The organism is Fructilactobacillus florum DSM 22689 = JCM 16035 (assembly GCF_001436645.1).
Classification (GTDB): domain Bacteria; phylum Bacillota; class Bacilli; order Lactobacillales; family Lactobacillaceae; genus Fructilactobacillus; species Fructilactobacillus florum.
In genome coordinates this window covers 15,645-29,123 of the sequence record NZ_AYZI01000001.1, presented here as the reverse complement: position 1 = coordinate 29,123, position 13,479 = coordinate 15,645, and the positions used below count along the sequence as shown (strand labels likewise).

The following is a 13,479-nucleotide window of genomic DNA, read 5'->3' as shown; positions in this document are numbered from 1 at the left end:
ATGTATGAATATTTAGATGGGATTATCACTAGCGTTACGCCAACCTATCTTTCCTTAGAAGTGGCAGGAGTTGGTTATCTGGTTCATGTGGCTAATCCTTATCAGTATGAGGTTGGAGATGCAAAACAACGTTTGTATATTCATCAGAGCGTTTCTGATACAAATATTGCATTATATGGGTTTGCAACCCTTGAAGATAAGCATTTATATGAGCAGTTGCTAAATGTTTCTGGAATCGGGGCCAAAAGTGGCTTAGCAATCATGGCGGGGAATGACAATGATGGGCTGGTTCAGGCCATTCAAACTAGTGATGTTAAGTTTCTGACGAAGTTTCCAGGAATCGGTAAAAAAACGGCGCAACAGTTAATTTTAGATTTGAAAGATAAATTAGCGATTGAGTCAGCTACCGCGGAGCACCCACTCGAGAGTCAACCGGCAAATACTAATCCACAGTTGCAAGACGCACTGAGTGCGCTACAAGCGTTAGGCTTCAAAGATAAACAGCTCGAAATGGTGCAAACTCGGTTATTAGATTTGTCAGAGGTGCAGACGACGGAAGCATATTTACGTGCTGGTCTAAAATTGTTAACAAAGTAAGGTGATAAGATGGCTGATGAACGAATTATTTCTCAAACTGGTGATACTACTGATCAAAATTTAGAGCAGACGTTGCGTCCCCAGTCATTTGCAACCTATATCGGGCAAAATAAGATTAAGGAAGCTTTGCAGGTTTATATTGCCGCCGCCAAACAACGGCAAGAGTCATTAGATCACGTTCTTCTCTATGGGCCACCGGGACTGGGGAAAACGACCATGGCGAGCGTGATTGCGAATGAGATGGGGGTTAAATTGCGAGTTACCAGTGGCCCAGCAATTGAAAAAAGTGGGGATCTGGCGGCTCTTTTAAACGAACTTGCGCCGGGGGATCTTCTCTTTATTGATGAGATTCACCGGCTCCCCAAGGTAGTTGAAGAAATGCTGTATTCGGCGATGGAAGATTTCTACATTGACATTGTTGTAGGTCAGGGACCGGGATCGCATCCAGTTCATTTTTCGCTACCACCATTTACCTTGATCGGGGCGACAACCAGGGCTGGTTTGTTGGATGCTCCGTTTCGAAATCGCTTTGGGATTGTTGAACACATGCAATATTATGCTACCGAGGAGCTTGAACGAATCGTCAGACGTTCTGCTCAGATTTTTAACATCAAGATTACGCTGGATAGTGCGCATGAAATTGCCTTACGATCGCGGGGGACGCCTAGAATTGCCAACCGGCTTTTAAAGCGAATTCGCGACTTTGCGCAGGTTCAGCATAAGCAAGAAATTGATGTGGCAAGCGTTCGTCAGGCGCTCACCGCTTTAGGGGTTGATCCAGCTGGTTTAGATCGAACCGATCTACATTTGTTGGAGACGATGATTGATTTGTATCATGGCGGTCCAGTAGGATTAAATACCTTAGCAGCTAATCTAGGCGAAGAGACTGAAACGATTACAGAAATGGTTGAACCCTACTTGTTACAGACGGGTTATCTAAAACGAACCCCACGCGGTCGGATGGTGACTGAAAAAGGATTTCGACATTTAGGAAGAAAACCACCGACAGCAACGGAATAGATGCTAGGCACTAATTTATAAATCTGTTATAATGACTAAAACGAGGTGAATAAAATGGGACAAATTAGCTCGATTATAATCTTAGTGGTTTTGTTTGGACTAATGTACTTCTTCATGATTAGACCACAAAAAAAACAGCAGCAAAAGCATCGTGAAACCCTTCAAACGATGAAAAAGGGCGATCAAGTTGTTACAATTGGTGGTCTGCACGGAACGGTTGATAGTATTGATCGCGACCAAAAATTAGTGTCTTTGGACTGTGACGGTGTTTATTTACGGTTTAATTTAGGCGCCATTGCGAAGGTCGATCGACCGGTGCCAGCTTCTGACGAAGGTCCGGCAGCCAAGCCAGCTCCTACTAAAGCTACTACTGAGCCAGCAGCAGCTCCAGCTGAAAATGAGCAACCAACAGATAAATAAAGTCTGGAAACGCTTCAGACTTTTTTTCTTAAACTAATTTAGAACATACGTTCGCAAGAAAGGTCGGCTTAGATTTAAATGCAGGTACAAAACCCCCTTCGAAAAATCATACATGTTGATATGGATGCGTTTTTTGCTTCGGTTGTCGAGCGTGAGCATCCAAGCTTGCAAACGAAACCTCTAGTGATTGCTAAAGATCCTAATTTAACCGGTGGTCGTGGAGTGGTTACTACCGCTAATTATCGAGCGCGTCAGTTTGGTATTCACTCCGCCATGCCGGCTGAACAAGCTAGACGACTGTGTCCACAAGCAGTTTTCTTTCAGCCTGATTTTACTTTATTTCGAATGGTTTCCGATCAGATTCATCAAATTTTTCATGAGTATACTGATCAAATTGAAAGCGTTGCTCTTGATGAAGCCTATCTCGACATAACTGACAATCGAATGAACGTTGACAATCCGGTCTGGTTGGCCCATCTCTTGCAAAGTGAGATTTGGGAAAAGACCCATTTAACTTGTTCAACGGGGATTTCATACTGTAAGTTTTTAGCAAAAGAAGCATCTGACTATCAAAAACCTGCGGGAATGACCATGATTAGCGAGCAGGAGGCGCTACCATTTTTGAAGCGATTACCAATTCAGCGTTTTCGTGGAGTGGGCAAACAGACTAGCATCAAAATGGAGCAACTGGGGATTAAAACAGGAGCTGATCTTTACCAGTTGTCAGAGGCGCTGTTAATTAACCAGTTTGGTAAGTTGGGTTATATTTTGTATCGGCGGGTACGTGGTATTGATGATCGGCCGGTTATCGGACAGCGTCTGCGAAAATCCTTAGGGAAGGAAGAGACCTTCCGCCATTTTTTGACGGATTTATTTACGATTCAAACGGTCTTATCAAGATTAGCGAAAGAGGTTTGCTCTGGATTACAAAAAAGCCAACTACACGGGAAAACATTAGTTTTAAAAGTTCGCTATGCTGATTTTACGATGCGCACTCGGCGGTTAACACGGAGCGATTTTTTCGCAAACGATGTTGATGAACTACAAGAAGCCGCGATGCAGATACTAACCACGCTACCGTCTAAACCGGGTGGAATTCGGTTATTGGGGCTGACGGTGACAAATTTAGCTAATTTGCATTTTACTAATTTAACCTTGCCACTAGAAGTTAAATAGAAATTGGCTAGTTTGTAAAGATGCGTTATACTGAGATATTGACATTGAAATATGAAGGGAAAACTATGAATAATATCCAAACAGCAATCTTTGCAAAAATCGAGCAGTTCGACACCATTATTATTCATCGGCATCAGCGCCCTGATCCTGATGCCATCGGTTCACAAATGGGATTGGCCGCAATTTTAAGAGCTACTTTTCCAACTAAGCAAGTATATTGTGTGGGAAAGCAGTATCCGGGATTAGCGTGGTTAGGCAAGACCGATGAGATTGATGATGAAACCTATCGCCACGCACTGGTAGTAGTTGTTGACACCGCCAACCAACCGCGAATCGATGATCAGCGCTATCGCCAGGGGGACGCTTTAATTAAAATTGATCACCACCCAAATGATGATCCTTTCGGAGATTTAATGTGGGTCAATGAACAAGCCTCTAGTGTTTCAGAAATGATTTATGATTTTTATGCAGCCATTGCTGAACTAAAAATGTCTAACCAAGCTGCGCAATTACTCTATACGGGGATTGTGGGTGATACGGGAAGATTTAAGTATCCAGCAACTACCAGCCATACTTTTCAAGTGGCCAGTGAACTGACTAAACACGATTTTTCTTTAACCGCCGTGGCTGAAAAAGAGGATGAAATCGATGTTCCTTTAGCGCACTTATCAGCCTATGTATATCAGAATTTAACGATTTCTGCTGCTGGAGCAGCTTTTGTGGTACTTACTAACCAAATAATTCAGTCACTGGAGCTTGGTGATGAAAGTACGTCAGCGGTGGTTCCGTTACCGGGCAATATTAAATCAGTAGTAGCATGGGCGATTTTTGTCCAGCAAAAAGATCAGAGTTATCGGATCCGCTTGCGGTCAAAAGAACCAGAAATTAATGAATTAGCTAAACGACACGGAGGTGGCGGACATGCTCTGGCCAGTGGGGCGGTTGCCAAAGATGAACATGAAATCAACCAGGTGATTTCAGAACTAAATCAGCTGGTAAGTGATTACCGATCAGAAAGGAATTAAACATTATGGGTGCGACATTTCAAAATTATCATTTGCAACCATTTTTACTGGAAGCCTTGCAAGACCTTGGATTTAAACGACCAACCCCGATTCAAATGAAAGTGATTCCAACCATTCAACGTGGGCAAAGTGTGGTCGGAAAGTCGGCTACGGGTAGCGGAAAAACGCACGCCTTTTTATTGCCATTAGTTAATGCAATTGAACCGGCGAACAAGCAACCGCAAGTCATTATCACAACTCCTAGTCGAGAGCTCGCATATCAGATTTATCATAACCTCCAAGAATTAGTTGGTCACAGTCCTAATCCAATTGGGATTGCTAATTATGTTGGTGGTACTGACAAGGAACGTCAGATTGAAAAACTACAGCGTGATCAACCTCAGATTGTGGTTGGGACTCCCGGACGCTTATTGGATTTAGCTCGTGGTCAACATCTGGCCCTTAATTTAGCTACCAAACTAGTGATTGATGAAGCAGACATGACGTTAGATTTGGGATTTTTGGGTGACGTTGATCAGCTAGCTGCGCGGATGCCAGCAAATTTACAAATGATGGTTTTTTCTGCGACGATCCCTCCCAAGTTGCAACCGTTTTTGCGTAAATACATGAAGAATCCAGTTATTGATGATATCCCGACGGAAACGGTGATTAATCATGACGTTTCAAACTGGTTGTTATCTGACAAAGGTCAGGATCGTAATCAGCTCTTGTACCAGTTGCTTACCATGGGACAGCCATACTTGGCTCTGATTTTTGCAAACACACGTGAGCGGGTTGATCAGCTACAGGGTTTTTTACAAGAGCAAGGGTTGCGGGTTGCCAAAGTGCACGGTGGAATGGAACCGCGGGTACGAAAACGCGTGATGAAACAGATTCAAGCACTAGATTACCAGTTTGTAGTTGCCACTGATTTGGCCGCTAGAGGTATCGACATTCCTGGGGTCTCCTTGGTAATTAACGATGAATTGCCGAGCGATTTGGAGTATTTTATTCATCGAGTCGGGCGAACAGGACGTAATGGGATGCCCGGGACCGCAATCACCATCTATGGTCCAGACGATGATTCTCAGATAACAGCCCTGGAAAAAATGGGGATTAAGTTTACGCCAAAACAGCTTAAAAATGGACAGCTCGTTGATTACTATGAACGTGATCGGCGCGCAAACTATCGTGGTCATCATGATCAATTGACCGGTGCAACGTTGGGAATGATCAAAAAGAAGCAAAAAAAAGTCAAACCCGGGTATAAGAAAAAGATTAAGCAGGCCATCAAACGAACGGATGAGCAACAACATAAAATTGCTGTGCGTAATCAGATTCGTGCCCAGAAGAAGCAAAAAAAACGTAATTCAGAGCGGTATCAGTAATTGACACTCCGGGGTGGCATCGCTATAATTAGTTGTTAATGGGACATGCCTAATGAAAAGACTAGCACTACAGGAAATTGGCTAACTGAGAACCAATGTTGCTAGGTTACGTTTTGGTGCTACCCAATTAGTTTTCGGTTTCCGCGTTATAGGATTAAAGAGGTTAACGACATGACATCGTTGCAAGCAAAGTGGTACCGCGTTTTGGCGTCTTTGCATGCAAGGGTGTTTTTTATTTTGATGGAGGCAGACAATGAAACAACTTAGTAGCGGTGAGCTTCGGCAAATGTTTCTGGATTTTTTTCACGAGAAGGGACACCAGATTGTTCCAAGTGCTTCATTAATTCCAAGAGATGATCCCACCCTGCTCTGGATTAATTCCGGAGTGGCCACGATGAAAAAATATTTTGATGGTTCTGTAGTACCTGAAAATCCAAGAATGACTAGTTCTCAAAAGAGTATTCGAACTAATGATATTGAAAATGTTGGGAAAACCGCCCGACATCAAACCCTGTTTGAAATGCTTGGCAACTTTTCGGTGGGAGACTATTTTAAAGCCGAAGCGATTCCCTGGGCCTATGAATTGTTAACAAGTGAGCGTTGGTTTGGCTGGGATCCAAAACGACTATTCGTTACGTACTACCCGAAAGATCAAGAAACAAAGGCGCTGTGGGAAAAAACAGGGGTGTCGGCTGACCACTTAATTCCAATTAAAGACAACTTCTGGGATATTGGTCAGGGACCTTCTGGCCCCGATTCAGAGATTTTTTATGATCGTGGTCCAGCTTACGATCAACTTGACCCCGATGATCCAGAAAATTATCCTGGGGGAGAAAACGAGCGTTACCTAGAGGTTTGGAACATTGTTTTTTCGCAATTTAATCACACTGCTGACGATCATTATGAACCCTTGCCACGTAAAAATATTGATACCGGGATGGGATTAGAACGAGTGCTTTCAATTTTCCAAGATGCACCGACTAATTTTGAAACTGATTTGTTTATGCCGATTATTAAGAAAACGGCAGCACTCAGCGATCAACGATTTTATGGTAAGAATCAGCAAGACGATGTTGCTTTTAAAGTGATTGCGGATCATATTAGAACCATTACCTTTGCCATTAGCGACGGGGCTTTGCCAGCTAATGAAGGTCGTGGCTATGTTATCAGGCGGCTCTTACGACGAGCAACTGTTAACGGTCGACAACTCGGAATCAAGAGCGCTTTTTTATACCAGTTAGTACCCGTCGTCGGGCAGATTATGCAGCAACATTATCCAGATGTTTTACGACAAAGTGAGTACATTCAAGGACTAATTCGTAGCGAAGAGGAACGGTTTAATGCCACATTAACTGATGGCCTAAACCTTTTGGATCAAGTAATTAATGCGGCTAAGTCACAAAATCATACTGAAATCTCGGGTGACCAGGCCTTTAAGCTTTATGATACTTACGGATTTCCCCTAGAACTAACCACTGAATATGCCAGTGATCATGGGTTACAAGTTGATGCGGCTGGATTTAATGCCGAAATGGAGCAGCAACGAACTCGGGCTCGGAAAGCGAGAAGTGACCAGGGTTCAATGAAAGTACAACGAGACCTACTGCTAGAGATTAAGCAACCTAGTGAGTACGTTGGTTATCAGCAGCTCACGGTTAAAGCGGCGAAACCAGTGGCAATCATTGCTGATGAAGCGATAGTCTCGCAAAGTACAGGAGCTGGAACAACCTGTGAAGTTGTTTTTGACCAAACGCCCTTTTATGCTGAAATGGGTGGTCAGGTAGCGGATATTGGTAAGATTTATACGCAAGCTGGGACAGAGGTCGCTGAAGTGGTGGATGTGCAGCACGCACCTAATGGACAAAATTTGCATACGGTTCGAATCAAGGAGCCGCTACAAACCGATCAAACCTACCGCTTAGAAGTGGATCGTGCCTATCACCGGGGCGTTGAACGCAATCATACAGCGACTCATCTGCTTGACCAGGCCTTGCGAACCGTCCTAGGAAACCATACCCAACAGGCGGGATCCTTGGTTAAACCGGAATATCTACGGTTTGATTTTACCCATGCGAAAGCCGTAACACAACGAGAGTTGGCACAGGTGGAACGGCTAGTTAATCAACAAATTTTTGCGAGTTTGCCTGTCGAAACGGTCGTGACCAGTCAGGCAGAAGGTCGCAAGATGGGGGCGATTGCCCTGTTTGATGATAAATATGGGGATCAGGTTCGGGTTGTTAAAGCGGGGGATTTTTCCGTTGAGTTTTGTGGAGGCGACCACGTTCAAAATACTAGCCAAATTGGCTTGTTTAAAATTACTAATGAAACGGGGATTGGAGCGGGAATTCGTCGAATCGAAGCACTCACTTCGCAACCGGCCTTTGAGTATCTTAACGAACAAGATCGCCAGTTGCATAAGGTTGCAGCTGCTGTCAAAGCACCAGTTGTTGGGCAAACGTTCGACCGAGTTTCAGAGTTACAACAGCAAATCAAGTCACTGGAAAGTAAGCAGGAGTCGTTAGAGGCTCAGTTAGCCCAACAAGCTGTTCACCAGTTGTTTTCCCAACCAGAAACTATTAATGGACGGACGTTGATTGCTGGCAGCTTAGCAGATACTAATATGAATCAGCTACGTGTACTGGCGGATCAGTGGCGCGATCAACACCTATCTGATGTGCTGGTGTTAGGCGCCACGACTGGTGACAAAGCCAATTTATTAGTTGCAGTGGCAGCAAACCAAGTTCAAGCAGGTCTGAAAGCCGGTGATTTAATCCGGGCAATCGCCCCTCAAATTGACGGTGGGGGTGGTGGTCGTCCCAATCTGGCTCAAGCTGGTGGCAAGAATCCAGCCGGGATGCCTCAAGCACTTGCTGCTACAAGACAGTGGCTGACCGAGGTAAGTACTGATTAGCAGACTGCACCAGCAGGGTTAGGATTTAAACATGAAAATTATGGGATTAGATGTCGGTTCCAAAACAGTGGGAGTTGCCATTAGCGATGCTTTAGGTTGGACGGCACAGGGGATTGAAATTATTCCCATTAATGAAGTTGATCATCAGTTTGGTTTGGATCGTGTAGGTGAATTGATAAACGACTATCAAGTTTCCAAAGTGGTCGTTGGCTTGCCAAAGAACATGAATAATACCATGGGTCCTCGAGTTAAGGCTTCTAAGCGATATGGTAAAATGATACAAGCCCGCTTTCACCTTCCGGTTGATTATGAAGATGAGCGGCTGACAACCGTGGAAGCTGAACGGATGCTGATTGAAAAAGCTGACGTTTCACGTGCAAAACGGAAAAAGGTAATTGATAAAGTGGCTGCCGAGTTGATTTTACAAGGATACTTGGATCGGAACCACCAGTAATTAGGGAGGCCTTGAGATGGCAGAAGAACCAGAACAGCTTACGCTGATTGATGAAGATGGTAACGAATTGCTCTATAACGAATTGCTAACCTTTACATCTGACGAGTACCAACGCTCATACATTTTGATGTACCCAGCTGAGGAAGAAGGGCATGATGAGTTAAATATTGAAGCGTATGCCCTACCGAAGGATGCCGATCCAACGGCTCCTTCAGATGGTGAATTAGAAGCAATCAATGATGATAAGGAATGGGAAATGGTACAAGAAACCCTCAATACTTTCCTTAATCCAGATGACGTTCGCTAGTCAACGTTAACTTTTGGGTACCAACAATCGGGTTGGTACCTTTTTAATTATTCGTGCTAAAATAAAATCATTGGCAGGAGGCGTTCTCGTGGTTGAAAAAAAACGATTTAAAACAGACATTGATGGAAAAAGCTATACGTTTATCGGAACTGCTTCAGATGAGCACATGCAATCAGTCGCTCAAATTTTGAATCACGAGTTAGCAACTATTAAACAGCAAGCATCGGATTTAAACTCCGTTGATGCAGCCCTCCTAGTGGCCTTTAATGCGATTTCTAAACAATTAGATTTGCAACTACAACTTGATGATTTGCAAACGACAACTCACGAAAAGGATAATCAAGCATGATACTTTCAATTATATTATTATTGGTAATGCTGACGGCCTTTTTTCATGGTCTTCACCGTGGCTTTGTAAGGGAGTTGGTTGGCTTTTTAGGAGTTTTGCTGGTGCTGGGCTTTGCACTACTGACGACTGATTTTTTTGCGGTTTGCTACCAAGCGATTGGCAACCTATTGGTTGTAAAACATAATCCGGTGCATTTAAGTTTTTACCGCGGTCTGGGGTTCTTTTCGGCATTGTTAATCGCAACTATTCTGGTAAGGTTGCTGGCACGCATGCTAAATGTGGTTGCGCATGTGCCCCTTATTAAACAATTTAATAGCTTGTTAGGTGGGGTGGTTGGCTTAGTAACCAGTATTATTTTGAGTAAAATACTACTCAGTGGGCTCTTGTTACTCCAACTGAGCTGGTTGATAGCTTTATATGATAACTCAACCATTGCACAACTATTGGTAACCAGTGTGCCACGGTTATTGTTACCTTAGACGAGGTTTTCATGAATAAAAAAATTTTAAAAACATTAGAATATAAAAAAATCAAAACACAAATTCGCGACTACTTAGCGACGGATTTAGGCAAATTAGAATTAGATCAACTCTTTCCGACCAGCGACCCAGACTTGATTCAGCAGCAATTGGATGAAACGGATGATGGAGTGCACTTAGATCGTTTGAATCAGCCACTGCCGTTGCCTCGCCTCGTGGCCGTTGATCAGCCACTCAAACGTTTAGAAATAGGAGCTAACCTAAACGGGAAAGAATTAGCGCAGTTTAGTCAAATTCTACAAACAGTTCAACGAATTAATCAATTTTTTACTGAACTTGAAAGTGATCACGTCGAATTATTGACACTCTATTCCTTAAACGAGCAATTGGTCGCACTTCCAGAGCTGAACCAGCGCTTGCTCCAATCAGTTGATGCTACGGGCTGGCTGTTGGATACCGCTTCTCAGCAGTTGCAACAACTGCGACATCAAATTGAGCAAACCCAGGCTACGATTAAAACAAAAATGAACGGTTATATCCATGGAAAGCGGGCAAAATATCTAAGTGATACTGTAATTACCATTCGGGATGACCGCTATGTGATTCCAGTAAAAGCTGAAGCAAAACAGCAATTTGGCGGAATCGTACACGACCAAAGTGCGTCTGGACAAACGCTGTACGTGGAACCGCAAGCAGTAGTGGAGCTTAATAACCAGCTACGGTTTCAACAAAAGGCGGCTCTGCAAGAAGAAAAACGGATTCTGGCGGAACTTTCTGATGAATTAAGACCAGAGGGGGCGCATCTAGCTGCTAATGCCACTCAGCTAGGGCATCTTGATTTGATTAATGCTAAGGCGCGTTACGCACGATTTTTGCACGCTACGAAACCGAAGTTATCGATAAGAAATGAGGTGCACTTAAAAACCGCTCGGCATCCATTGATTTCCTTAGATCGGGTGGTGGGAAATTCGATTGAACTGAATCAAGATTGCCGCCAGTTGATCATCACCGGCCCGAATACTGGTGGGAAAACCATCACGATGAAAACACTTGGTCTTTTGCAATTGATGGCACAATCGGGCCTATTCATTGCCGCAGATGAAGGGAGTCAAGTTGGGGTTTTTGATGAGGTCTTTGCTGATATTGGGGATGAACAGTCAATTGAGCAGAACTTAAGTACCTTTTCTTCTCATCTTGATAATATTATTCAGATCCTTCAGCAAACGACGGCACGCAGTTTAGTATTGATTGACGAATTAGGGGCTGGAACTGATCCGAGCGAAGGGGCAGCACTCGCAATGGCGATTTTAGATGCGATTGAGCGGTTGCACAGCACGGTTTTGGCTACAACACACTATCCAGAGCTAAAAGCCTATGCGTATAATCATGTTGCTACTGAAAATGCTTCCATGGAGTTTGACGAAGAAACTCTCCGTCCAACCTATCGATTGTTGATGGGCGTTCCGGGCCAAAGTAATGCCCTTCAGATTGCCCGCCGGCTGGGTCTTAGTGAACAGATTGTGAACCAAGCAACAGCTTACACGGATGAGACCGACCAAGATTTGAATCGAATGATTACGGAATTAACGCAACAAACCCGACTGGCGCACGAACGGTCCACCCAACTAGCGGAAAAATTGAAAGCCACCACCGAATTACAGCAAGAATTACAAGATCACTTTGGACAGTTTCAGGCACAGCGGGAACAGTTAGTAAATCAAGCCAAGCGGGAAGCTAACCAGTTAGTTACCAAGACTAAACGGGAGGCCCAAGCTGTAATTGATGATTTACACCAAAAGCAGCGCGACTTGCAAGGAGGAGTTAAAGAGAATGAGATTATTGCCGATCAGGGAAAACTTAATGCTTTAGAGCAGCAACCCGCCTTGCGAAAAAATCGTGTTTTAAAACGTTCGAAGGCCAAACAAACCCTGCGAGTTGGTGATGATGTTTTGGTTAAAAACTATGGACAGCAGGGGGTCTTACTCCGAAAGCTTGGTCAGCAAAACTGGGAAGTCCAGTTGGGTATTTTGAAAATGAAGGTTGCGGAAAGTAATTTGGAAAAGCAGGGAACTCGGCAACAACCTGCCAAAGGAACTCCAATGGTGCGGAGAACTAAGTCTGCAGCAGTTCCAACGACTTTAGATTTGCGAGGAGTTCGGTATGATGATGCGATGCACCGGCTTGATCAATATCTAGATGCAGCTTTGTTAGCTGGTTACCCCACGGTAACGATTGTTCACGGAAAAGGTACGGGTGCCTTGCGAACGGGGGTTACCAAGATACTTAGTCGCCATCGTCAGGTACAAAAATTTTCCTTTGCCCCACCGAGTGCTGGTGGTGATGGAGCAACGGTTGTGACCTTTAAATAAGGTTTTAAGCAAGATGGTTGCATTTGATGGGAATAGTCCATATACTTACAATATGTAAGTTCTAAAACAAGGAGGAATTATGATGGTGCACGAAATTAATGATGAAAACTTTGCAGCAGAAACAGCGACTGGTCTTACTGTAATTGACTTTTGGGCTCCTTGGTGTGGACCTTGTAAGATGCAAAGTCCAGTTATTGAGGAGATGGCAGAAGCAGACAATACAATTAAATTCTGCAAACTGAACGTTGATGATAATAAAGCAACGGCTAGCAGTCTTGGAATCATGAGCATTCCGACACTACTGATTAAAAAAGATGGTCAGATTGTTGATCAAGTGGTTGGCTATCATTCCAAAGAACAGTTGCAAAAGTTATTTGCTGAATATACTGCTTAATAAAAAATCCTGAAATGAAATCATTTCAGGATTTTTTTAATGCTAACGCTGTCTAGTAGGGCAGGGGTTGATTACTATCGGAAACAACCATAATTTCGATGATTCCTTTGTTGCGTAGTTTATATTCAGCTTCGGTAATCAGTCCCGTGGTTTGTTGCTGTGTTTGAGCTAGAAAACCTGTTTCTAGCATGAAGTCGGCATCTTGATCGGCAGCTAGTCGTTTTGAAATCGTAGGACCACTTAACTTCCAAGTGGTTTTGTCTGCCGTTTGCTTTGTGAGTACCAGGTTGCCAAAGTCACTGACCTCAAAAAAGTGAACCAGTGACTCGGTAGTTTGTGGGAACTTAATTGCTAAATTTTTTCCTGCCCAGTATAAAATATCATGTAAATCTCTTTCTAAGAGATTTGGTAATAGAACATCTCGTAATAACAATACTGGCCAGGCTTCGTCAGCAGCCGCTCCTTGGAAAAATTGGTCATAATCGTTTTTTGCAGGTTTGCTCATTAAATTCTCTCCAATCCAATTGTTACATGATACATTCTACCATACTGACTTCAGAAATAAATCAACTGGACGCACTTTATAGTATACTGAAATACATTAGGAGGGA

At 43.6% G+C, this 13,479-nt stretch carries 14 protein-coding genes; 13 read left to right on the top strand and 1 reads right to left on the bottom strand.

The features are described 5' to 3' along the window. The 13 genes from ruvA (at position 1) to trxA (ending at position 12,868) form a co-directional block, all read left to right on the top strand. A complete protein-coding gene (gene ruvA, locus FC87_RS00185; protein WP_009166555.1) occupies positions 1 to 597 on the top strand; it encodes a Holliday junction branch migration protein RuvA in 597 nt (198 codons plus the stop codon). 9 nt (positions 598 to 606) lie between these two features. Then, the gene (gene ruvB, locus FC87_RS00180; protein WP_009166556.1) at positions 607 to 1,617 is read left to right on the top strand and encodes a Holliday junction branch migration DNA helicase RuvB; all 1,011 of its coding nucleotides are present in this window, start codon (positions 607 to 609) and stop codon (positions 1,615 to 1,617) included. A gap of 54 nt (positions 1,618 to 1,671) precedes the next feature. Beyond that, complete coding sequence (yajC, locus tag FC87_RS00175; protein WP_054690019.1) at positions 1,672 to 2,037, top strand: preprotein translocase subunit YajC; 366 nt, start codon at positions 1,672 to 1,674, stop codon at positions 2,035 to 2,037. A gap of 78 nt (positions 2,038 to 2,115) precedes the next feature. Next, positions 2,116 to 3,213: a DNA polymerase IV gene (gene dinB / locus FC87_RS00170; protein ID WP_056961270.1), complete on the top strand. Its 1,098-nt coding sequence runs from the start codon at positions 2,116 to 2,118 to the stop codon at positions 3,211 to 3,213. A gap of 65 nt (positions 3,214 to 3,278) precedes the next feature. Beyond that, positions 3,279 to 4,238 carry a DHH family phosphoesterase gene (locus FC87_RS00165; protein WP_009166559.1) on the top strand — a complete coding sequence of 320 codons (960 nt, stop codon included), beginning with the start codon at positions 3,279 to 3,281 and terminating at the stop codon, positions 4,236 to 4,238. A gap of 5 nt (positions 4,239 to 4,243) precedes the next feature. Beyond that, complete coding sequence (locus tag FC87_RS00160; RefSeq protein WP_009166560.1) at positions 4,244 to 5,605, top strand: DEAD/DEAH box helicase; 1,362 nt, start codon at positions 4,244 to 4,246, stop codon at positions 5,603 to 5,605. A gap of 253 nt (positions 5,606 to 5,858) precedes the next feature. Further along, positions 5,859 to 8,516: an alanine--tRNA ligase gene (alaS, locus tag FC87_RS00155; RefSeq protein WP_056961268.1), complete on the top strand. Its 2,658-nt coding sequence runs from the start codon at positions 5,859 to 5,861 to the stop codon at positions 8,514 to 8,516. Between the two features lie 31 nt (positions 8,517 to 8,547). After that, positions 8,548 to 8,970 (top strand): Holliday junction resolvase RuvX, encoded by a 423-nt coding sequence (gene ruvX / locus FC87_RS00150; protein ID WP_009166562.1) that lies wholly within the window; start codon positions 8,548 to 8,550, stop codon positions 8,968 to 8,970. 16 nt (positions 8,971 to 8,986) lie between these two features. After that, on the top strand, positions 8,987 to 9,277 hold the full coding sequence (locus tag FC87_RS00145; protein ID WP_009166563.1) for a DUF1292 domain-containing protein: 291 nt from the start codon (positions 8,987 to 8,989) through the stop codon (positions 9,275 to 9,277). 88 nt (positions 9,278 to 9,365) lie between these two features. Further along, the gene (locus tag FC87_RS00140; RefSeq protein WP_009166564.1) at positions 9,366 to 9,626 is read left to right on the top strand and encodes a cell division protein ZapA; all 261 of its coding nucleotides are present in this window, start codon (positions 9,366 to 9,368) and stop codon (positions 9,624 to 9,626) included. Then, positions 9,623 to 10,105, top strand: a complete 483-nt coding sequence (locus FC87_RS00135) for a CvpA family protein (protein ID WP_009166565.1) — start codon at positions 9,623 to 9,625, stop codon at positions 10,103 to 10,105. Before FC87_RS00140 ends, FC87_RS00135 begins: the two co-directional genes overlap by 4 nt. Positions 10,106 to 10,116: 11 nt before the next feature. Further along, entirely contained in the window at positions 10,117 to 12,474 is a 2,358-nt protein-coding gene (locus tag FC87_RS00130; RefSeq protein WP_009166566.1) for an endonuclease MutS2, read from the top strand. An 82-nt stretch (positions 12,475 to 12,556) separates the two neighbouring features. Beyond that, the gene (gene trxA / locus FC87_RS00125; protein ID WP_040473183.1) at positions 12,557 to 12,868 is read left to right on the top strand and encodes a thioredoxin; all 312 of its coding nucleotides are present in this window, start codon (positions 12,557 to 12,559) and stop codon (positions 12,866 to 12,868) included. Positions 12,869 to 12,920: 52 nt separating this feature from the next. Here the strand turns inward: trxA and FC87_RS00120 are convergent, their stop codons facing one another. Continuing rightward, positions 12,921 to 13,373, bottom strand: coding sequence for a DUF2507 domain-containing protein (locus FC87_RS00120; protein ID WP_009166568.1), 453 nt, complete (start codon positions 13,371 to 13,373; stop codon positions 12,921 to 12,923). Positions 13,374 to 13,479: the final 106 nt, after the last annotated feature.